This is a genomic window from Geodermatophilus obscurus DSM 43160 (assembly GCF_000025345.1).
GTDB lineage: Bacteria > Actinomycetota > Actinomycetes > Mycobacteriales > Geodermatophilaceae > Geodermatophilus > Geodermatophilus obscurus.
The window spans coordinates 759,173-777,791 of sequence record NC_013757.1 but is presented as its reverse complement, the minus strand read 5'-3'; the positions used below and the strand labels follow the sequence as shown (position 1 = coordinate 777,791).

Genomic DNA, 18,619 nt, shown 5'->3' with positions numbered 1-18,619 from the left:
TCACGCGCCTAGCAGCAAGGACCACTCCACGCACGCGGCTCGTCCGAACCTATCCATGAGACGGGTGCTACAACTGTCCAACCAATCTGCGCACCCGCCTTACCACGGCGGATCTCGAGGCGATAGCACAACCGAGCGCTGCTCGTCGATTCCAACGCTCACAGCAGCGGATCGAGATCGCCAGACGCCGCGCACCCCGTTCCTACGCACGTCAACGCATAGTCGACGGCAGTGCGGTACTCCGGCGTCCGCCGGGCGCCGACTGACCGACGATGAGCGCTGCCTCAACCTGCTGCACGAGGCCGTCCTGCCGCACGTTATCGAGCGCCCCTGCAACCTTGTCCCACTCCGCTCGGCCGTCCAGTGGCTCGAATTCGGAGGGACTGGCGGCCATGAGCAGGATCCGCGGCGGAGGCTTGACCGACAGCGGCCGGATCCGGCCCGGCAGACCCTCGCCCTGACCCGGCACGCCGCTCGGTGGTGGCACCCAAACGCCTCCAGCTATGCGCTGCTCTCCATCGCCGGACGTCTCGCCACGACCGGCCGACGGGCGTGCGGGTCTCTGTCGCATTCCTGGGCCCGGCACAGCGCGCCGGGGCGGATCAGCCCCGACCCGCCGCCGACGAGGGCGGCCATCGTGGCCGAGTGGTGCGGCGCCTCGAACGTCGGCCGGGTCACCAGCGGGGCGTCCGGCGGCAGCGTCCCGGCGACCGAGTGGATGGCGGTGACCTCGAGCGCCTCCTGCTCGTCGAGGGCGGGCAGCAGTCCGGGCAGCCGCTCGGCGAGCATCGTCTTGCCCGCACCTGGCGGTCCGCTGAGGAACAGGTGGTGACCGCCGGCGGCCGCGACCTCCACCGCCCGGCGGCCGATCGGCTGGCCGACGACGTCGCCCAGGTCGGGCCCGGGCGGCGCCGGCGGCAAGGACCCGCGGGTGTGCCGAGGCAGCGGCGTCCGGCCCGCGAGGTGGGCGACCACCTCGGCGAGCGTGCCGACGGCCAGCACCTCGACCCCCTCGACCAGTGCGGCCTCCCCGGCGTTGCCGGCCGGCACCACCACGGTCGGGTGGCCGGCGCGAGCGGCAGCGAGGACGGCCGGCAGCACACCGCGGACGGCGCGCACCGAGCCGTCGAGCCCCAACTCGCCGAGGAGCACCAGCCGGCCCACCGACTCGGCCGGCACCGCGCCGTCGGCCGCCAGGACCGCCGCCGCCAGCGCCAGGTCAAAGTCACGGTTAGGACACGCGTACATCGCGGCGGCGCGGGGTGTGTCGCCGTCGCCGGCCTGCTAATCCTGAGTGCGGTCCTGCCGGAACTCGACCAGCGCCTGGACCTGGGCTTCCAGGCCGCCGAAGAAGTTCGTCACGGTGAGCATCTCGCGGTGTACGGCAGCGACGTCGACGCGGTCGGAGATGAACGCCGTCTGCAGGCGCGTCAGCGCGCGCGAAGTGGTCACCGCATCGCGGGAGGTGTCGGGCCACAGGTCCGTCAGCACCCAGGCCAGGTCGGCCCACTGCTCAAAGACGTCTCCGGGACCGAGCTCGAACGGCTCCTCGGTCAACGGCTGCAGGTCCTCCACGAGCCCGGCCAACGAAAGCCGCAGGTACTCCCGCCACGCCTCGAGGAACCGGTAGACGACCCACTCCGCGGCCGGATAGCCGGCGCGCATCCGGGCGTATAGCAGCGCGGCCTCCTGCCGGGCACCCGCCAGCTGCTCGTACCGCCCCTGCGGCCCGTCCCACCGCAACGCCACCGGGTGCGCCTCCGACGCGGCAGGCGCCACCGACTCCGGATCCTCCGTCACACCCCGGGACCGTAGAGGTCGCAGGCGACACCACCCGGCTGCATCCACAGGCCCGGTCCACCGGACAGACCGAGCGCCCGGTGGTCGCGGCTCGGTCACCCGACCGGCGGAATGCTGTCCGCGCCGGGCGCTCGCCGCGGACCTGACGGGGCGCCGGGGGACTCAGGACCTCGGCTCGCAGGTGCGTACCACGAGGCCCTCGAGGGTCCCCCGTACGCCGCCGAGCGCGCCCTCGCGCGAGGAGTCGAAGCGCAGGCGGTAGGCGGCGACCACCTGGGCACCGGCCAGGCGCGGTTCGGCGGACCGCACGAGCCGGCCGCACAACCGGCCCTCCATCACCCCGGTCTCGCCGCACCTCTGGCACTCGTCGAACACCGGCGCGCGATGCGTGCCCTCGTTCGTCAGCCCCGCCAGGGTGCCCTGGACGAGGCCGATCTGGCAGCGCCACGAGAAGGTCGCGGTGTGCATGCCGCGGCGGGTCCCATCGCCATCGACGTACACGGTCGCCAGGTCGACGCTGCGCAGCTCGCCGTCGAACAGCCGGCCGACGTCCGAGTCGCAGTCGTGGGGGCGCAGCGAGAGCTCGAGGTCCTGGTCGGTCGTGAGCGTCCGGCAGTCATCCTCCGGACAGACGTGCTGCTGCCCTTCGGGGCGCGAGAGCTGGCCCTCGGCGTCCTTGGACAGCTCGTAGAGGCACACTTCTGCCGCGAAGATCTCGGCGGGCGTGGCGGAACAGAGGTCGTACGGGTCGCGGGTCGTCATGGGTTCCTCCCCAGTCGGTGCTCACGAAGGGGAGGTCCGGCCGACCGGACCTGATACGCGTCCGATCCGCCTGCTCGATGGGACGAAACGCCATCGCTGCTCAGGTGACGGCACGGTGACCCGCCCGTGACGACCAGGGCCTACCGTCCCGCAGCACGTGCCGGGCGGAAGAGCCGTCATCACCGGGGCCAGGTCTGGCGCCTGGTCCCGGGCGGCCCCGGAATGGCATGGGGGCCACATGCGACTCGACCGGGTCGAGATCAAGGTGAATCTCAGCGGCGACCAGGCGACGTCAGTCGTGGAGAGGCTCGAGCTACCGCCAGCAGAACAGCCGTGGCGGATCTACTTCTGTGAGGACGTCGCCAGGGGCGTGTCTGCCGCCACCCCGTTGAAGGATGCGGGAGCGATCCTGCGGGCCCGGCACAGGCCGGACAGGAGGGACGACAGCACGATCAAGCTGCGCCCAGGCCGGCGGTCGCAGCTCACCGACGACTGGCTCGAGGCCGAGGAAGGAGAGGACTGGGAGCTCAAGGTCGAGGCCGACTGGTCCGCTGGACGACGGGTCCTCGCCATCTCGAACACCGCCGACCGCCCCGACGACGTCGTGGTCGATGCCGGCCACGGACGGCGGCCGGCCACGAGCCTGTTCACCGAGTCGCAGGAGGCCTTTCTGCGGGACTGCTCCCCGATCGGGATCAACCTCGGGACCCTCACCGTGCTGCCGCCGGTGACGGCGACGCGATGGGACACCGTCGAGAAGGCGCCCGGCGACCTGGACGTCCGAGCCGAACGGTGGACGGTCGACCACCTGGATTTCCTCGAGCTGTCGACCGTCACCAAGCAGCTGGCCGACGCGGAGTCGAGACAGTCGGCGTTGGTCGACTACGTCGACTCCCTCGGTCTCACCGTCGACACGGCCCCGGAGTCCAAGACCGATCGGGTGCTCAAGCACCTCGTGGAGCGGGCCCTCGGCGTCGGCTGACCGGGGCAGAGTACGTCCCGGCGACGGATTCCTCGCGGCGCCGACCCCGAAGCACCGTGCCCACTCTCACGAATTCACAGCCACCTAGTCAGGGAGGCCATCCAACGGAGCGGCGAGCACCGGCCCTCAGTGGCCGGTGTCGAGCGCCGGGCTCAGTGGAGGCTCTGAACTGATGCACCGACGGGTGTCGGTCGACCAGGTCGGGCGCAAGGCGGGCGCCCGCCCACGCCGCTGGCCACGGTGCTCCAGCACCAAGCGGCGGCCGACAGGGCCTGTGGACAGCCGCCGGCCGGGTCGCCAAGTCGTGCCAGGGTGACCTCCGTGCCCGGCCGGGCCACGTGCCGCGGCCCCCGTTGGCGAGGTCGAAGACTCACCGTCCGGCGTGGGCGCGCGTCCCGAAGCGCAGCCGGGCACCCTGCCCTTCAGCTGCGGCGGCGGGCTCCTCGCCGGCGGCCTACCCCTGATCGGCGGCGGCTTGGCGGCGCGACTTCTTGAGCTCGACCACCTGACCGGTGCGCGGGCGCCTGAGGCGCTACAGCTACATGCTCTTGCGGGCTGCGGCGAGGGCCCACGGCACGACGAGGGCGTCAAGCTAGCTGACCTTTATGTGCGCCCGTGACCAGAGCGTTACCCGAGCATGGGCCACTAGGGTCGGGAAATCTCCTTACGGTCCCTGTACCAGCGATACGCGGCTTCTAAGGGCTCCAGGACCGCCCGGCCCTTGACGCGGTCGCGGTACCAGTCGCTCTTGACCTTGTAGTTCGGGCGGATGTCTTCGTGGGCCCGCCAGTACCAGCCTCCACCGAATGAGCTTGCGCCGAAGGGCTGGAGCCCGAAACCGGCGTTCTTGGCGAACTCCACGAGGTCGTGCGTCACGGCTCCCCGCGCGAACGTCAGGGCAACGGCTGTCTGACCGCCTTCACCCTTGGCCGCGCACTGGACCCGCTTGGCCTTACCGATCTCCCTTCTCAAGACCTCCCAGAGGTCGTACATCGTGTGGAGCACCGCAACCACCGCATCAGGGGTCTCCGTCTCCGACGTCGGAGAGGCAGCCCGCACCCGCTTCATCGCTGCGTCCAGACGCCGCCAGCGGGGAACGAGAACGTCGGGGGTTGCGACCATGACCAGACGGTAACTGAGGTCCCACCACATGGTGACCGCCATGGGGAGCTCGCCGATCACTACCCCTCCCGGGTAGCGGTCCCTCCTCCCAGGGGCTGCACGGCACGCTCCTCGCTCCAAGGGGCTGCGTGGCACGCTCCTGACCCTGAGGGCTTTCCTCAGGGCACAAGACTCACCGGAGGATCAATGAGAATCGCCGTCCTCACTCTGGCTGCCGTCGCCCTAGCCCGGATCTTTCACGGTCATAATCATCTCGATGACCGTCGGGGTTCTTGTCCCGCGTGGCCGTGAGAATCGCATCTGGGTGTGACAGATCGGCCGAGGTCGCTCGGGTGGGCGCCGGTTCCACGGTCCGGGCATTGCTGGAGTGGGGACGGGGAGCCCGGCTGTCAGCCCGGCGCCGGGGCCGCGGCTGGCCCGCTCCGCCGGGCGAGGGCGTCGAGGGCCTGCAGGGCGAGCGCGGTGAACGGTGCGGTGGCGGCCAGGTGCAGCAGCCGGCGGCGGCCGGTGCGGGCGTGCCGGGCCGGGATCGAGAGCAGTCGCAGGCGCTTGGGTTCCCAGCATCGGGCGGCGGTGCCGGTCAGGGCCAGGGTTTGCATCCAGGCGACCAGGTCGGCGGCCAGCGCGGCCGGGGCGTCGGCGGCCAGTGCGTCGATCAGCCGGGTCACCGTCGGATCTGAGGCGACCAGTCCGAAGACCTCCGGGGCGCCGCGCAGCTGCGCCACATCGGCCAGGCACTCTCCGCCGACCGCGAGGCTGACTGCGAGATCGGGCTGCACCTTGCCCGGATCGTGCAGCGCGGTCGGTCGCCGCCACGGCCCGAGCGCGTCGGACAGAGCACTGACCAGGCCGACGGTCTGCGCGGTCTGCACCAGCAGTACCGCGCCGGCGTTCGGCACGACGCTCGAGCCCTGCCCGTCGACTGCCAGGGCCGGGTACGGCCCACTACGCTGCTTCACCAGAAAGGTGCTCCCGCCCTCGCGCTGATCAGGTCCTAGACAACCCGATCCTTGCAGGTCAGGATCACCTTCCGTATTGCCGGAACGCCTCAACCGATCACGCGCGATGAAAGCCCCGGGCTAGGGACGGCGAGCGGCGGCAGGTTCCGCTCGCCGCCGCGTTGAGCGAGTTCTTGCCGTTTGTGGTCCGACGCTGAGGTCGAGCGCGTCACCACCGCACCTGGGCGCGCAGGCTCCGTCCGGGGACGCCGACCACCGTCCGGGTCCACCGCCCAGGGAGACGACCGCGGACGTGAACTTTTGGTGAACCGCCCCATGCGCGGAGCAAGCGCTCCCGACACGCCGAAGCCGCTACGTAGGGTCCGCGGCGACCGAGACACGCGTCGCCGACCAAGCCATCGCTACGAGGCGGGCACACATGGTCGTAGAACTCACTGGCAAGTACGCGCTCGTGACCGGCGGATCCCGCGGTATCGGACGGGCGATCACCCTGGGATTGGCTCGGCACGGGGCCACCGTCATGGCCTGCTACCGCAACGGTGGCGAAGCGGTGGACAGCCTGGACAAGGAGCTGGAACAGATCGGCGGCGACCACCGTCTGATGCCGGCCGACGTGACAGCACCAGACGCGGTGGAGGAGCTCACCGAGGAGTGCCGCGAGCGCTTCGGCGCCCTGGACGTCGTGGTGAACAACGCGGGCGTGACCAGCAGGGCCCCCATCGCGCAACTCCCGCTGGCCGAGTGGCAGCGCGTCATGGACACCAACCTCACCGGCGCCTTTCTGGTGACCCAGAAGGCTCTGCCACTCATGGGACCCGGGGCGTCGATCGTGAACATCGGCTCCCGTGCGGCCCGTGCGGGCATGCCGGCGTCGGGCCACTACACCGCCACCAAGGCGGGGCTGGTGGGGTTGACCCGCTCCCTGGCCAAAGAGCTGGGTCCGCGCGGCATCCGGGTCAACGTGGTGGCCCCCGGGGTGATCGACACCGGCGAGGAGCAGAACGCGCCCCCCGAGGCGCGCACCGCCATCGCAGCGCGCACCGGAGGCCTCTCGGCACTGGGCCGGCGCGGTTCTCCGGACGAGGTGGCCGGGGCGGTGGTGTTCCTGGCCAGCGACCTGTCCACCTACCTGACCGGCGCGACCATCGACGTCGACGGCGGCATCTGACCCGGCTCTGCGGACGGAGTGAAGGGCATGAGGACCGAGCGCCCACCGGACTGGGCCGGCACCGGAGTACAGGAGCGCCTCCCCCGTGGGGATGACGGTCACCCGCGGCGGACGGCGGTGATGGTGCAGCTGACCGACGCCGACCTCGCGGCCCTGCAGGCCCAGGCCCGGGCGGAGCACCGTCCGGCGGAGGACGTGGCCGCCGACGCGGTGCGTGAGTACACGGCCCGTTCCGCGCAGCGCGTCCGGGTCCAGGCCGCCACCGAGCGCGTGGTGCAGCGGTACGCCGAGGCCCTGCGCGAGTTGGCGGGGCGGTGAACTACCTCGACCCGGGCGACCTGTTCCGAATCGCCGAGGCGGCCATCGGCTCCCCGCCGACCGTGCGCAACCCCGGTCTGATGGGCTCGGCCGCCACCCGACCGCAGGCTGTGGTCCACGGCCAGGAGAGCTACGCGACCGTGCACAGGAAGGCGGCTGCGCTGCTGCACGCGCTGCTGCGCACCAATCCGCTCGCCGCCGGCAACCAGCAGCTGGCCTGGGCGGCGACCGCCGTGTTCCTCGACGTGAACGGGGAGCCGGCGACGCTCGCCCAGCGCGACGCCGTCGACCTGGTGACCGGGGTCGCGAACGGTTCCATCGACGACATCGACGTCATCGCCGACCGGCTGGCAGGGGCGGGCGCCGGGGCCTGATATCTCGAGGCCTCACCGGGTCGGCGGTACGGGGAGGACACCGCGACCTGGCTCAGCCGGAGGAGCACAGCGTTCAGCGACGAGCGACTCACCCGCTCTCGCCGTGCTCGTGGTCTTCGGGCTGGCGCTGCCTCGTCTCGACGTCATCCCGCTGGGCCGAGGACGGCGGCCCGGCGCCTACCTCGGTGGCCACGGTCACGCCGGACGGGCCGGGCCCGGAGCCGTTCCGCATCACTGAGGCAGGCGGCTCTCACACAGCTGCTCGGCGTGCTGTATGCCCTCGCGAGGTGCGAGCTGAGCACCTCGCGTGGGCACACGTCGTCATCACCGACCGGCATCAGACGGTGAAGCAGGACACCCTCGGGGTGGTCGAACGACGCTGATGAGCGTCGGATCGAGGCCGCGGCACTGCTCGGTACCGATAAGCCGGCAGCCGAAGCATCGTGATCGGTGCGTGGGCAACATATGAGTTCCGAAACGTCCATCGCCCGCTACACCAGCGGGCGCAGCGCCTCGAAATCCAGCAGAACCTTCAGCTGGACGGCTCGACCGAGCGCCCGCGTCGGCGGGAGCTCGAGAAGGCCGGGCTGATCGAGCGCAACGGCAACAAGCGCGGCGGCTCGGCGGTGTGGGTCCTCACCGACCTCGGCAAGCAGGCGGCAGGGCGATGATCGAGCGCCTCAAGGATGCTGCTGCCACGACAGTCCTTTGGACCGGCATCGCCGTCTTCGTCGGCGGCCTGGGCTACGTCGCCTGCCAGCACCTGACCTGAACGTAGTGACGGACGACGAAACAGAGCGGGACCTCTGGCGGCCCCCCAAGCACAGCGATGCCCGAAAGGCGCGGAACCTTCAGAACATCCGGGAAACCCGCCAGATACTCAGGAGCGCGGCGGCTGATCCTCGACGGCACGCACCCGGTGCGACGGCAACCACCCACGTCCATCAGCCCAGAAGCCAGGACTGAACTCCCGCTCCCGGGAGCACAACCCTCGCCACTGCTGCCCTCATCTCGCCCTCACCCTGAACAACCACCTGACCTCGACGACGGGCGGTCGAGTGGATGAGGGAGTTAGGCGCCGGTGAGCACCACCCTGTTTCCGTCCGGGTCCTTCAGCTGCAGAACGCGGCTTGAGGTGACCTGTTGCGGGCCGTCGTGCCCGATGCCGGCATCGCTCAGGCGCTTGGCTTCGGCGTCGAGGTCATCGGCGCTCAGGATAATCGATGAGCGACCGCAGCGGTCCGGGTCCACCCACACCTGGACGCCGAAGTGTTGACCGAGGTGCCACTCGATCAGGCCGTGCATCGGTCTGCTGTCCGGTGAGCGGCCGATCAGCGTCGAGTACCAGGCCTCGGCGGAGGTCAGATCAGCGACGGTGGCTTGGGCGGGCACGCTAGTGAAGGCCACGGGGATCCTCCGGGCGGTCGGGGCCGCGGTGGACCGCAGCAGGAATGTCCGTACCTCAGTGACGACTGTTCGCCGACCACGGACTCATCTATTACGGGCAACCCTCCGCCCGCGGACACGCCGCCGTGCCCATCGAAAAACCCGTGTTCGGCTGGCCCTCAGCACCAAGGGGCCAGCGTCGCCCTTGCCGCCCCGCAGCCACGGGTCTCCAAGCTGTACGGCACGATGCAAGGTGTGACGGCCGGATCCCCCGAAAGCAGCGGGCCGCCGCCGCCTCACCCACGACGCCCCAATGCCGTGCTCGCGCGCCTCTATGACGCGCCGCCGTACCGGGACCCGTTGGCGTGGTGGACGCTCGCGGTCGTCGCGTTCTCGTTGGCAACGTTCATCACTTCGACGCAACCGAGCCCGTTGCCGAAGTGGCTCAATGTCGTGCTCGCCACGCTGGTCATGACGGGGCTTTTCGCGCTGCTCCCGGCTGTTGCCCGGCTGAAGGTCAGGCGCCTGGTGTGGCGCCGCCGACAACGAGCGCGTGAGCCGCTGCGCGCTGCCACCGGCGACAGCAAGGACGCCGCAAGCATCCTCGAGCAGTCGAAGCTAGATGCTGCCGCAGGCTCAACGAATCCCTCGTTGACCCCATCGACGCCCGCGCAGCCGCGTGTAGCTGCCTCGACTCCCCGCGCAGAACCGAGGTCAACGAGCGCGGCCGAGCGTCCCGCGCCGACCTTGGCAACGCCGCTGGCCGACGACGCCATTGCCACTTCGCCTGTCCTGCGCGCAGCTCGAGCCCTGCAGTACCCCGTCGCGCGCGCAGTCCGCGGGCTGCAGGCAGCACCAACGCCGAAGGACCAGTACGAAGCTCTTCTCGACGCCGCCGATGCGCTGACCATCACCGTCGGAGCGAGCGCCGCAGCTTGGCTTCGATTTGTGGGCGACAACTCTGACGAACTGACGGTGCTGCGCACGGCGTACGAGCGGGGCGTAACTCAAGGTTCTTGGCAGCGAGTTGCTCGACGAGCTGCCAAGGCGGCGGCCGACACAGAATCGGCGCCAGCTGGACTGGCCATGGTGACACGCAGGCCCCGTAAGAACGAGCGCAGCCTCCTCGAGCAGCTGGACGCCCTGACCCAAGAGCGCAACAAGTGGGCGCACGGCTCGCCCCCACGAACGGAGGTTGACGCCGCACAGCGCCTTGCGCGCCTCCTGCCCGTGCTGGAGTCAGCGCTCACGCAGGCCACGTTCCTCGCTGAAGTGCCTTGGTTCGTCACCAGGTCCAGCTCCTACCTGGTGCGTGAACAGCGCTTCGACGTATCAGTGGCAGCCGCTATGGGTGATCACCCCGAGTTCGAGCGCCGGCGACTGAGCTTTCAAGAGCCTCTCGCCGATGGCCGGTTCTACATGCTGGTGAACGGCGATACTCCCGTTGACTTAACGCCTTTCGTCGTCCTACAGCACTGTGACGTATGCAACTTCCACGAACTGTTCTATGCGGACAGACTCCCCGGCGGGTCGTCGACGGTTCTTAAGAGCTTCGGCAATGGGCATGTGAAGACCGATAAGACCCTTGACGAGGACATTCTCCTTCTCGGCAACTCTTCAGCAGCCGACTCCCCCAGTCAGACCTAAGCCCCGACACCTCGACGGGAGCAAGGGCCCCGCTTCGCCAGGTTCTGTCACCAACGAAACGGGGCCGTCTGAGGGCTAGTTGCCGGCGGCGCGGTACGCCTCCACCACCTCAGCGGGGATGCGACCACGCGATGAGACCTCGCGACCGTTCGCAGCTGCCCAAGCCCGGACGGCTCTGGGGTCGGTATCGGTGAAGGTACGGCGCGCGGAGGCGCGGCCCGTCTTGCTGGAACCTGTCTTCCGGGCCGCGTCGACGTACTTGCGAAGCGTCTCGCGCAGCTCGGACGCATTGGCGTCGGTGGGGTCGATTTCGTAGTCCCGGCCGTCAAGACCGAAGGCCACGGTGGTGTCCGCGGGCTCGTCGCTCAGGTCGTCCACCAGCATGACGTTTGTCTTCGTTGCCATGGCCAACATCTTCCGCGTACAGGCCAAGAAGTCAAGTGAGTCGGTCGAACGACCTATTGACCCAACCGGGGTGGCCGGAACTAACCTGCAACTGCAGTGAGTTCACCCATTGCACCGAAGACGTTCGAGAGTTCCATCCAGCATGCGGAGCACCACAACAGGCATGGCTGCTTCGTCGTCCTCTGTCGCCTCTGTGGCGAGACGTACTACGCGCACTACGCCCCGGACATGAGCTGGCGATCCCGCCACATGATGCTCGACCTCACGGTGGCTGCCCATGAGCGCATCTGCGTGGTCTACCAGGCCATGTGCATCGTCCAGGCGGTCGAGAAGTGAGCGCCGACGCCCAGGACTACACCGGTCCCCTCGACGTTCAAGCCGAGTCCCCGCCTTGCTCGGGCATGGGCGCAGGAGAAGAATCAAAGCGCTCAGCTGTCGCTGCGACACCGGCCGGTAGGAGGGCGTCATGCCGCACCGGAACGAAACCATGCTGCGTGATCTTTATGCGGCTGCGGCCGAGGGTGATGTGGAGCGGCTTCGGCAACTCGTTCATCCGGACAACGTGTGGCACGTGCCGGGGCGCAACGCCCTCACGGGCGAGTACAAGGGCATCGACGAGGTGTTGGGCCTCTTCGGCAGGCTCGCGTCGTTGACCGATGGCACCTTCCGGTCAGAGTTGCACGATGTCGTAGCGGGTGAGGACCACGTGGTCGGACTCCATGTCGAGCATGGCGAGCGGGCCGGGCGCTCACTGAATGCTCGTCTGGCTCTCATCGGACACGTGCGCGAGGGACGCTTGGTCGAGGTCTGGGAAGGCCACACCGATGCCGAGGCTTACGACGCCTTTTGGTCAGCCTGAACCGGAGATCCAGAGGTTCCGGCGCCTCACGTACTGCAGCCGTGGGGATGACTGCGGCATCGGCATCGCAGAAGTCTCATAGACGACGAAACGCGCAGCAGTTGACGAGATGACCTCGCTGTGAGCATTAGGCTTGACGGTGAGGACACTTGACGATGGCTGACGGCGACAAATGCGGGGCGAAGACCCAGAGCGGCGGGAAGTGCCGCAATCCTGCTGGCTTCCGCACTGACCACCTCGGCTACGGCAGTTGCTTCAAGCACTCCGGCGCGACGACCAACGGCAACAAGGCCGCGGCCCGCGCTCAGGTCATGGCCATGGCGACTGAGGCCGACGCCGAACCCTCCGAGGTGCTGCTGAAGGCCATCCGCTGTGACTGGGGCGCGGTCCAGTACGTCCAAGCCCGCCTTGCCGACCTGAACGTCCAGATCCTCGAGGCCGAGTCCGCCGAGGACCGTGAGGCAGCCTTCAACCAGATGGGACTCTGGCAGCAGGCCTACGGCGACTGGGTCGACCGCTCGGCTAAGCACTCCAAGATGGCCCTGGACGCCGGCGTGCAGGAGCGTCAGATCCGCCTCAGCGAGATGATCGGCGCCCAGTTCGCCATCGCGCTGCAGGGAATCAAGCAGGGCCTCAACCTCACTCCCGCCCAAGAGGCCGTGTGGAAGCAGCTGGTGACCACGAACATGCTCGCGATCGACGCCCAGCTAGCGAGTTGACTGGCAGCCCTATGGACTGCCAGCAGCTGCAGTGGCGGCGGCTGGCGCGGGCATTCCCGCACACGTCGCGATGGCCTGATCGCGCAGGGCAGCTGGAACGGCCGGTCCTCCAGCACCTGCTGCAGCGTTCAACTGCGTATTGGCTTCTTCCGCGCAAGTCGTCAGCCGATTCATCAGGTCCGTATCGGGGCTCGGCGACGAATCTGATGCGTCGTTCTCGCCACCTACTACGTCACAAGCGTTAGTGGCACCAGCTGTCTCAGCCTTGACGCAGGCGTCTCGTAGAGCGATCAACTCCCGCTCGCCCTGCGCATAGTTCGCGAGGACAACCACTCCAATGACGCCGGTCACCGTTGCGGCGAGCGTCAACTTTGTCACCCGACCAAAGACCCGACGAGCGCGAATTTCGAGAACAGTGAGCGACGCCCGCAGATCCGCCGTGGCTAAGACCGTATTGAGGCGGTCAGCTTCTTGGCCCGCCAATGCGGCTGCCTTCTTGACTAACCCTTCGTCTTGGGCTGTCTCGCCTTCTACGAGGGCCAGTCTCCGCGCCACGCGCGCGAGTCGCAGCGCCCTCAGTTCCAGCGTGAGCGCCGAGGGCATGCCTTCCTCGGCCGCATGCTCCTCCAGTATCGCCTTGACAGACGGTAATTCTTTTTTCTTGCGCAGTCCGTTCGGAACATTATCTCTCGCGTGCGGCCTGTCGTGGGGGAAGCTGACAGCGGATGGCGCGAAAACGATCCTCCGCTGGGCAGTGAAGAAGGCGCTCGTCAACCAGACCAGCCCGCCGACACCAAGTAGCGCGAGGGCAATTGCGAACCCGGCCAGCCAGTACCCAGACGCGTCTCTTCGGACGGGGAACAGCGCGTCTATGGTCGCGAAACTGACGCCGGCGAAGACCACCGTCGCAACAGCTCCAAGACCGGCTGCGTACCCCTTGAGGTTGTCGCGGATCCCCTGCAAGCCCTCCCGCAACTGCTCTAGATCGGCTGACGGGTCGATACCCGGAGGGGTAGGTGCGCTCGCCGCCGGTGTGCTCGCCGCCGGTGTGCTCGCCGGAGATTCGTCACTAGCGGTCTTGCTCGCGCTGGCAGCCCGTATTGCTCTGGCTGGGATAACGAGGCGTGTCAGCCATCCAAGGCTGGGCATTTCCGCTAACTCCCTGTGCTGGGGTTCAGCTCGACATAAATTGTGAACTGGCGTCGAATGTCCTGTACTTCCTCGCGGAAAAGGAAGTACGGCATTTCAGCATCAGCCGAAGGCTTGGACAAATCCCGAAGCTCCCCCAGAGCATCAACTAAGAGGCGGAAACACACTTCCGCTTTCGCGACGGCCGCTTCCCTTTTAGCTTTCTTGACGGCTTGTTCGGCTGCCCGCTTCTCCTCATCCGACCACGGCGGATGAGGGCTCCGAGCGGTCTTCTTACCTGCTTTACCCGCATGGCTCATGAGCATGTCCTGTCGCCTGCACTGCCAGGGGAGCGGAGGGTAGCGCCTATACAGCTAGCAGCGTGCCCGTTCAAGCACGCCCGCGTACCCGATCGCCATAGGCCCCAGCGGCAGCCTGCAGCCGCTGTCAACCAAATTGGAGCCCGGAAGGCATATGGGCTTCAGCCCTCCCGGCTCCTCGGTGTGATCTGGTGAGCGAACAGCCAGTGCCCGCCAGCCACCCAGAAGCCAGGCGCGTACTCCCGCTCGAACCAGCACAGGCCCATCCACTGCCCGTGATGCCAGTCCCTCGACCACCCGTACAGCAGACCCCCGCGGGTAGCGCCAGGGTGGGAGCACTGAACCTCGACCGACACTGGAGGATCCTTCGGGATCTTGACCTCGGCCAGTTGGCGCTGCCACAGCTCTTCGGACATGTGTTCGGTCACAGGCACGGTGGGACCGTACGACGCCTCTCCGACGCCCAGCCGTCAGCACCCTCGGCCAATGACTCAGAACGGCCGTCGGCCCCGGTCCTCCACTCCAAGGAGGACCGGGGCCGTCTTGATTGTGGTCAGGCGTGAATGCCGAAGCACTCTTTCAGGTCGTCCTCCTGGCCCTTCGTGCCCTCCAGGAGCTTCACGCAGACGAATCCCGGCCGAGCCTGGAACTGGTCCGGGGTCTGGTGATCCCAGGTCTCGACTCCCGTCACGTTGCACCCGGACTGAACGTCTCCGTAGAAGGTGTGGTATCTCTGCCGGTTGAGGTCGTAGAACAGCATGTCGATGCGGGTGTGGCAGAGCGGCTCACGGCTGACCAACTTGGCGGTCGTGTTCTCCCCCTCCTTCATGCTGGGCACGAAGTCGATCGTCAAACCATCGCCGGCGATGTCGACCTGCAAGCAGGATTTTGGGACATCCACGTTGACAACGGGAAGGGTAAAGCTGCCCCGGCAGTCCACCCCGGAGGCGCCTGCCTGGGCAGGACCGGAACTGCCGACGAACAGCCCCGTAGTCATCGCTGCGACAAGACCAACGACGGCAGCGCGGTGAAGGAGCCTCATGACTTCTCCCGTTCACTCGTAGGAGGCTAGAACCTGTTCCATGTGAGGATGAGGCCGGAATGGCGCATAGGCAACCAGCGATAACCCATTCTTAGCGAACCCCTTACCTGTCCTTGCCGGACTCTTACTCCGCCCCCGCCGCAATGCCCATTGCAGGGTCGCGTCCGTTCTGGTGCGCCGGATCGGCTACACCTACCGACTGTGAAGAGGCTGACCGTTAGCTGTTAGTCGGCTTCGATGCCCCGCGTCGGAACTCGTAAATGGTCCAAATGACCTACTGATCCGCCCTCTCGGTCGACTAGACCGAAGGGGTATGAAGCTCCGTAAGGCCAAGCACATCCAGTGCTACGAGAGCTACCACAAGCTGGGTTCGCGGACGGGCGGCCAGATGCTCGGCGTGTCACCACCGGCTGATCCTCCGAGCGCGTGAACGATGGGCCGGGCGACCGCTGCGTCCACGAGCAGCTGGCCGCGCTGATGGTGGCGGTCGCGGTCGACCTGCCGTACACGATGTCAAGAGGAAGGAGCTCGACCACATGGGCGGCTGGTCGCGGCGGGATTTCCTGGGAGCTGGGGCGGTAGCACTGCTGGGGGCCGGGGTGGGTCGTGGCTTGACCAGGGACGACCCTGCTGCTGAGAGCAGTGACAGAACCGGGCGGCTCATCGGCGACGGGTCGACCGCCGACACAGGTCCTCAGCCGCACCAGCCAGTGCCCGAGCGGCTGGAGCCAGGACAGACGCCGCCGCAGTTCGTCGTCTTCTCCTGGGACGGAGCCGCCAACCTGGAGACCGGACTGTTCCCCCGGTTCCGCTCGCTGGCGGCCGAGTACGGCGCGGCGATGACCTTCTTCCTCAGCGGCATCTACGCCCTGCCGGACGAACACCGGATGCAGTACGCCCCGCCACGGCACCCGGTGGGCGCCTCGGACATCACCTTCCTGTCCACCGCCGAGGTCGTCGCCACCATGAGCGAGGTCCGCGCCGCCTGGCTGGACGGCCACGAGATCGGCACCCACTTCAACGGGCACTTCTGCGGGGACAACGGGGTCTCGCTGTGGACGCCGGCCGACTGGGCCGACGAGATCGCCCAGGCCAAGCGGTTCGTGCAGACCTGGAAGACCACCACCGGGCTGACCGGCCGACCCGACGTGGCGCCGCTCCCCTTCGACTACGAGCGCGAGCTCATCGGCGGCCGCACTCCCTGCCTGCAGGGCCAGGAGGGGCTGCTGCCCACCGCCGCTGCGCTGGGCTGGAAGTACGACGCCAGCTCACCCGGTGGAGTGCAGGTCTGGCCCGACCAGCGGTCGGGCCTGTGGAACTTCCCACTGCAGGCTGTGCCGTTCCCCGCCGCCCCCGCCGGTAAGGCCCGCCACGCCCTGGCAATGGACTACAACATCATGTACAAGCAGACCAACGGCGATACCGACGGCGACCCGGGCATGTACCCCACCTGGCGAGCCCAGGCCCGCGACGCCTACCTCGCGGGCTTCCAACGCGCCTACACCACCAACCGGGCGCCACTGTTCATCGGCAACCACTTCGAGCAGTGGAACGGCGGCATCTACATGGACGCGCTCGAGGAGGCCCTACGCCAGATCGCCGAACAGCCTGACGTCCGCCTGGTGTCCTTCCGCCAACTCGTCGCCTGGCTGGAAGCCCAGGACCCGACCACGCTCGCCCGGCTGCGGACACTGTCGCCGGGTCAACCACCTCCCGACGGATGGCGCACCCTCCTGGCGCCCTGATCATGGCGGTCGTGTCCATCAGGGCCCCACGATGCCGTGTAGAGATCCTTCTCCACGGATTGGCGGCTGACGCCGTCCTGCGGCGCTGAAGTGGCAGCTAGCCGGGCGAGGAATCGCCCGCGCCGAGACACGACCGCGATGACCCTTGCACTGTCTGCGAATCAATATTTGCGACTTGGGATCACTACTGGCGTCTAGTTGCAACCCAAGATGAGCCAAATGACCTATTTGTACTGACACACCCTGCCACTAGGTTGGCGGGCATAACTAAACAGAGGAAGGAAAGCGCTGAAAGATGGCTTTCGAGCGGGGCGAACCCGACGAGTACGAGGTGATCTGGAAGACCGGACACATCGACCGATTCAAGGCACACCAAGTGTCATGGCCGAACAACATGAACCGCATCTTGAGCTACGGGAATCCCAACGCCGACAAGCGATCGATCGTTCAGTTCCACGGCGATATCAACGGCGAGTGGAAGCTCCTGCTGTCCGCCGATGAGGCAGAACTCCTCAGCGTGAAGAACCTGACTCAGCTCAAGGAGCGGCCATGAGCCGGCGTGTAGAACTTCGACGCCTCTGGCTAGCCCACTGCAAGGCCTTCGGCTTCATCCCTTGGAAGCAGTGGACGGCACCCAAGGACGGTGCCAAGTGACCGACTTCAAGGTTGGCGACATCGCAGAGGTCCGGGACAACGGCCCGATCCTGAAGGCTGGCGAGCAGTTCACCGTCACGGAGGTACTCGGCCAGCGGATCCGCATCAACCGGCCAGGAGCCAGCAACCTCTTCTCAGCGCTCATCTTCCGCAAGGTCGGTGGCGACCCAGTTCGACAACCCGCCGTGGCCGCGACCTCGCTGGAGGCCCTCATCAGCCAGGGCCTGGAGTCACCAGTGAAGACCGTGCAGCGTGCGGCCGAGCGAGCTCGTGACGCTGTTCAGCGCTTCGTTGAGGTCGAGCGGGAGGAGCGGGGCAAGGCAGCACTGCACGCCGAGGTCGCCCAGTTGGAGCGGCAGCTACGTGAGGCGAAGGCCAAGCTCAAGGGCAGGCCTGCTGAGGCACCTGCACCGAAGGCCAGCGTCGCGGACATGCGCGCCTGGTGTGTGGACCGGAGCATCCCTGTGCCGGTCAAGGGCCGGCTGCCGCGAGAGGCCGTTGGGGCCTACGAGAGGGCCCACGCATGAGCCGGTACGCAGAGAACACCAGCGTCAGCGTCGAGAACAGCCGCGGCGAGATCGAACGCACCCTCCAGCGGTATGGCGCCGAGTCCTTCGGCTATGGGTGGGAAGCGGGCCGCGCCGTCGTCCAGTTCGTGACCCAGGATCGCCACATCCGCTTCGTGCTGCCCCTGCCCGACAAGAACGACCGGGCGTACACCCACACCCCCGGAAAGGGCCTGGTACGCACTGAGGCCGACGCCTACAAGGCCTGGGAGCAGGCCTGCCGCCAGCGTTGGCGCGCTCTGGCTCTGGCGATCAAGGCGAAGCTCGAAGCGGTAGAGGCCGGCATCACCACGTATGAGGACGAGTTCATGGCGCACATCGTGTTGCCAGACGGCTCAACCTTCGGTGCCTGGGCTCGACCGCAGATCGCGGAGGTGTACGCCACCGGCTCGATGCCGTCCCTACTGGCGCTGGAGGCAGGTTCGTGAGCGACATAGACCCGGAAGTGGTCCGCTTAATTCGGGAGCTGTTGATCCAAACCGATAAGCTCGGTTTCGGTCATCAAAAGCGCGCCCGAGACATCGCTCGCCAACTGGACCTAGCGGGGAAGGTGATCATCGACAAGGGCTCGGTTCCAGAGTGGATGGAGCAAGCGCCTGATGCACTGACTGGCGAAGTCAGGTACCGCTACAAGGCCGACTCATAACCCGCCGCAAACCCTTC

Annotated in this window: 23 protein-coding genes and 1 pseudogene; 14 read left to right on the top strand and 10 right to left on the bottom strand. The window is 67.7% G+C overall.

Annotated elements, in window-relative coordinates:
* Window positions 1-501: 501 nt before the first annotated feature.
* From GOBS_RS03690 to GOBS_RS03680, 3 genes are all read right to left on the bottom strand, one after another.
* Window positions 502-1,248 (bottom strand): ATP-binding protein, encoded by a 747-nt coding sequence (locus tag GOBS_RS03690; protein ID WP_243697638.1) that lies wholly within the window; start codon window positions 1,246-1,248, stop codon window positions 502-504.
* A 36-nt stretch (window positions 1,249-1,284) separates the two neighbouring features.
* Window positions 1,285-1,800, bottom strand: coding sequence for a hypothetical protein (locus GOBS_RS03685; protein WP_041241317.1), 516 nt, complete (start codon window positions 1,798-1,800; stop codon window positions 1,285-1,287).
* Between the two features lie 162 nt (window positions 1,801-1,962).
* Window positions 1,963-2,562 carry a hypothetical protein gene (locus GOBS_RS03680; RefSeq protein ID WP_012946953.1) on the bottom strand — a complete coding sequence of 200 codons (600 nt, stop codon included), beginning with the start codon at window positions 2,560-2,562 and terminating at the stop codon, window positions 1,963-1,965.
* A gap of 370 nt (window positions 2,563-2,932) precedes the next feature.
* On the opposite strand from GOBS_RS03680, the gene GOBS_RS03675 reads away from it, so the two are divergent.
* The gene (locus tag GOBS_RS03675; protein WP_243697637.1) at window positions 2,933-3,544 is read left to right on the top strand and encodes a hypothetical protein; all 612 of its coding nucleotides are present in this window, start codon (window positions 2,933-2,935) and stop codon (window positions 3,542-3,544) included.
* 645 nt (window positions 3,545-4,189) lie between these two features.
* Here GOBS_RS03675 and GOBS_RS03665 read toward each other — a convergent pair.
* Together GOBS_RS03665 and GOBS_RS28470 are read right to left on the bottom strand one after the other, a co-directional pair.
* Window positions 4,190-4,726, bottom strand: coding sequence for a hypothetical protein (locus tag GOBS_RS03665; RefSeq protein ID WP_012946951.1), 537 nt, complete (start codon window positions 4,724-4,726; stop codon window positions 4,190-4,192).
* A 554-nt stretch (window positions 4,727-5,280) separates the two neighbouring features.
* Window positions 5,281-5,625, bottom strand: a pseudogene (locus GOBS_RS28470) (transposase); the annotation flags it as partial.
* Window positions 5,626-6,043: 418 nt separating this feature from the next.
* Here GOBS_RS28470 and GOBS_RS03655 point away from each other — a divergent pair.
* From GOBS_RS03655 to GOBS_RS03640, 4 genes are all read left to right on the top strand, one after another.
* Entirely contained in the window at window positions 6,044-6,793 is a 750-nt protein-coding gene (locus GOBS_RS03655; protein ID WP_012946949.1) for an SDR family NAD(P)-dependent oxidoreductase, read from the top strand.
* Window positions 6,794-6,820: 27 nt separating this feature from the next.
* Window positions 6,821-7,111: a hypothetical protein gene (locus GOBS_RS03650; protein WP_166487280.1), complete on the top strand. Its 291-nt coding sequence runs from the start codon at window positions 6,821-6,823 to the stop codon at window positions 7,109-7,111.
* A complete protein-coding gene (locus tag GOBS_RS03645; RefSeq protein WP_012946947.1) occupies window positions 7,108-7,485 on the top strand; it encodes a type II toxin-antitoxin system death-on-curing family toxin in 378 nt (125 codons plus the stop codon). Before GOBS_RS03650 ends, GOBS_RS03645 begins: the two co-directional genes overlap by 4 nt.
* A gap of 443 nt (window positions 7,486-7,928) precedes the next feature.
* Window positions 7,929-8,156, top strand: coding sequence for a hypothetical protein (locus GOBS_RS03640; RefSeq protein WP_012946946.1), 228 nt, complete (start codon window positions 7,929-7,931; stop codon window positions 8,154-8,156).
* A 400-nt stretch (window positions 8,157-8,556) separates the two neighbouring features.
* On the opposite strand, the gene GOBS_RS03635 is transcribed toward GOBS_RS03640, so the two are convergent.
* A complete protein-coding gene (locus GOBS_RS03635) occupies window positions 8,557-8,892 on the bottom strand; it encodes a VOC family protein (RefSeq protein WP_012946944.1) in 336 nt (111 codons plus the stop codon).
* Window positions 8,893-9,126: 234 nt separating this feature from the next.
* Here GOBS_RS03635 and GOBS_RS27065 point away from each other — a divergent pair, with 234 nt between their 5' ends.
* A complete protein-coding gene (locus GOBS_RS27065) occupies window positions 9,127-10,518 on the top strand; it encodes a hypothetical protein (protein WP_166487279.1) in 1,392 nt (463 codons plus the stop codon).
* A gap of 75 nt (window positions 10,519-10,593) precedes the next feature.
* Here the strand turns inward: GOBS_RS27065 and GOBS_RS03625 are convergent, their stop codons facing one another.
* Window positions 10,594-10,923 (bottom strand): histone-like nucleoid-structuring protein Lsr2, encoded by a 330-nt coding sequence (locus tag GOBS_RS03625; RefSeq protein WP_012946941.1) that lies wholly within the window; start codon window positions 10,921-10,923, stop codon window positions 10,594-10,596.
* A 96-nt stretch (window positions 10,924-11,019) separates the two neighbouring features.
* Here GOBS_RS03625 and GOBS_RS03620 point away from each other — a divergent pair, with 96 nt between their 5' ends.
* From GOBS_RS03620 to GOBS_RS03610, 3 genes are all read left to right on the top strand, one after another.
* Window positions 11,020-11,259, top strand: coding sequence for a hypothetical protein (locus GOBS_RS03620; RefSeq protein ID WP_012946940.1), 240 nt, complete (start codon window positions 11,020-11,022; stop codon window positions 11,257-11,259).
* Between the two features lie 130 nt (window positions 11,260-11,389).
* Entirely contained in the window at window positions 11,390-11,782 is a 393-nt protein-coding gene (locus GOBS_RS03615) for a nuclear transport factor 2 family protein (protein WP_012946939.1), read from the top strand.
* Between the two features lie 155 nt (window positions 11,783-11,937).
* Window positions 11,938-12,501, top strand: coding sequence for a hypothetical protein (locus GOBS_RS03610; RefSeq protein ID WP_012946938.1), 564 nt, complete (start codon window positions 11,938-11,940; stop codon window positions 12,499-12,501).
* Window positions 12,502-12,510: 9 nt separating this feature from the next.
* On the opposite strand, the gene GOBS_RS27060 is transcribed toward GOBS_RS03610, so the two are convergent.
* The 3 genes from GOBS_RS27060 to GOBS_RS03600 all read right to left on the bottom strand — a co-directional run bounded on the left by GOBS_RS27060 (window position 12,511) and on the right by GOBS_RS03600 (window position 14,991).
* Window positions 12,511-13,404 carry a hypothetical protein gene (locus GOBS_RS27060; protein WP_166487278.1) on the bottom strand — a complete coding sequence of 298 codons (894 nt, stop codon included), beginning with the start codon at window positions 13,402-13,404 and terminating at the stop codon, window positions 12,511-12,513.
* A 251-nt stretch (window positions 13,405-13,655) separates the two neighbouring features.
* The gene (locus tag GOBS_RS27055; RefSeq protein WP_166487277.1) at window positions 13,656-13,949 is read right to left on the bottom strand and encodes a hypothetical protein; all 294 of its coding nucleotides are present in this window, start codon (window positions 13,947-13,949) and stop codon (window positions 13,656-13,658) included.
* Between the two features lie 553 nt (window positions 13,950-14,502).
* Window positions 14,503-14,991 carry a hypothetical protein gene (locus tag GOBS_RS03600; RefSeq protein ID WP_041241314.1) on the bottom strand — a complete coding sequence of 163 codons (489 nt, stop codon included), beginning with the start codon at window positions 14,989-14,991 and terminating at the stop codon, window positions 14,503-14,505.
* A gap of 710 nt (window positions 14,992-15,701) precedes the next feature.
* Between GOBS_RS03600 and GOBS_RS03595 the strand changes: the two genes are divergently transcribed.
* The 5 genes from GOBS_RS03595 (at window position 15,702) to GOBS_RS03575 (ending at window position 18,602) form a co-directional block, all read left to right on the top strand.
* Window positions 15,702-16,736: a polysaccharide deacetylase family protein gene (locus GOBS_RS03595; RefSeq protein ID WP_243697636.1), complete on the top strand. Its 1,035-nt coding sequence runs from the start codon at window positions 15,702-15,704 to the stop codon at window positions 16,734-16,736.
* 295 nt (window positions 16,737-17,031) lie between these two features.
* The gene (locus GOBS_RS03590; protein ID WP_012946932.1) at window positions 17,032-17,289 is read left to right on the top strand and encodes a hypothetical protein; all 258 of its coding nucleotides are present in this window, start codon (window positions 17,032-17,034) and stop codon (window positions 17,287-17,289) included.
* 97 nt (window positions 17,290-17,386) lie between these two features.
* Window positions 17,387-17,917 carry an Lsr2 family protein gene (locus GOBS_RS03585; protein WP_012946930.1) on the top strand — a complete coding sequence of 177 codons (531 nt, stop codon included), beginning with the start codon at window positions 17,387-17,389 and terminating at the stop codon, window positions 17,915-17,917.
* The gene (locus GOBS_RS03580; RefSeq protein WP_012946929.1) at window positions 17,914-18,384 is read left to right on the top strand and encodes a hypothetical protein; all 471 of its coding nucleotides are present in this window, start codon (window positions 17,914-17,916) and stop codon (window positions 18,382-18,384) included. Before GOBS_RS03585 ends, GOBS_RS03580 begins: the two co-directional genes overlap by 4 nt.
* Window positions 18,381-18,602: a hypothetical protein gene (locus tag GOBS_RS03575; RefSeq protein ID WP_012946928.1), complete on the top strand. Its 222-nt coding sequence runs from the start codon at window positions 18,381-18,383 to the stop codon at window positions 18,600-18,602. Before GOBS_RS03580 ends, GOBS_RS03575 begins: the two co-directional genes overlap by 4 nt.
* Window positions 18,603-18,619 lie beyond the last annotated feature (17 nt).

What these genes read in the sequence shown, in the direction of transcription:
- GOBS_RS03690 (WP_243697638.1), bottom strand. Translation starts at nt 1,248, where the DNA reads ATGTACGCGTGTCCTAACCGTGACTTTGACCTGGCGCTGGCGGCGGCG.
- GOBS_RS03680 (WP_012946953.1), bottom strand. Translation starts at nt 2,562, where the DNA reads ATGACGACCCGCGACCCGTACGACCTCTGTTCCGCCACGCCCGCCGAG.
- GOBS_RS03655 (WP_012946949.1), top strand. Translation starts at nt 6,044, where the DNA reads ATGGTCGTAGAACTCACTGGCAAGTACGCGCTCGTGACCGGCGGATCC.
- GOBS_RS03650 (WP_166487280.1), top strand. Translation starts at nt 6,821, where the DNA reads ATGAGGACCGAGCGCCCACCGGACTGGGCCGGCACCGGAGTACAGGAG.
- GOBS_RS03625 (WP_012946941.1), bottom strand. Translation starts at nt 10,923, where the DNA reads ATGGCAACGAAGACAAACGTCATGCTGGTGGACGACCTGAGCGACGAG.
- GOBS_RS03615 (WP_012946939.1), top strand. Translation starts at nt 11,390, where the DNA reads ATGCCGCACCGGAACGAAACCATGCTGCGTGATCTTTATGCGGCTGCG.
- GOBS_RS03610 (WP_012946938.1), top strand. Translation starts at nt 11,938, where the DNA reads ATGGCTGACGGCGACAAATGCGGGGCGAAGACCCAGAGCGGCGGGAAG.
- GOBS_RS27055 (WP_166487277.1), bottom strand. Translation starts at nt 13,949, where the DNA reads ATGAGCCATGCGGGTAAAGCAGGTAAGAAGACCGCTCGGAGCCCTCAT.
- GOBS_RS03600 (WP_041241314.1), bottom strand. Translation starts at nt 14,991, where the DNA reads ATGAGGCTCCTTCACCGCGCTGCCGTCGTTGGTCTTGTCGCAGCGATG.
- GOBS_RS03590 (WP_012946932.1), top strand. Translation starts at nt 17,032, where the DNA reads ATGGCTTTCGAGCGGGGCGAACCCGACGAGTACGAGGTGATCTGGAAG.
- GOBS_RS03580 (WP_012946929.1), top strand. Translation starts at nt 17,914, where the DNA reads ATGAGCCGGTACGCAGAGAACACCAGCGTCAGCGTCGAGAACAGCCGC.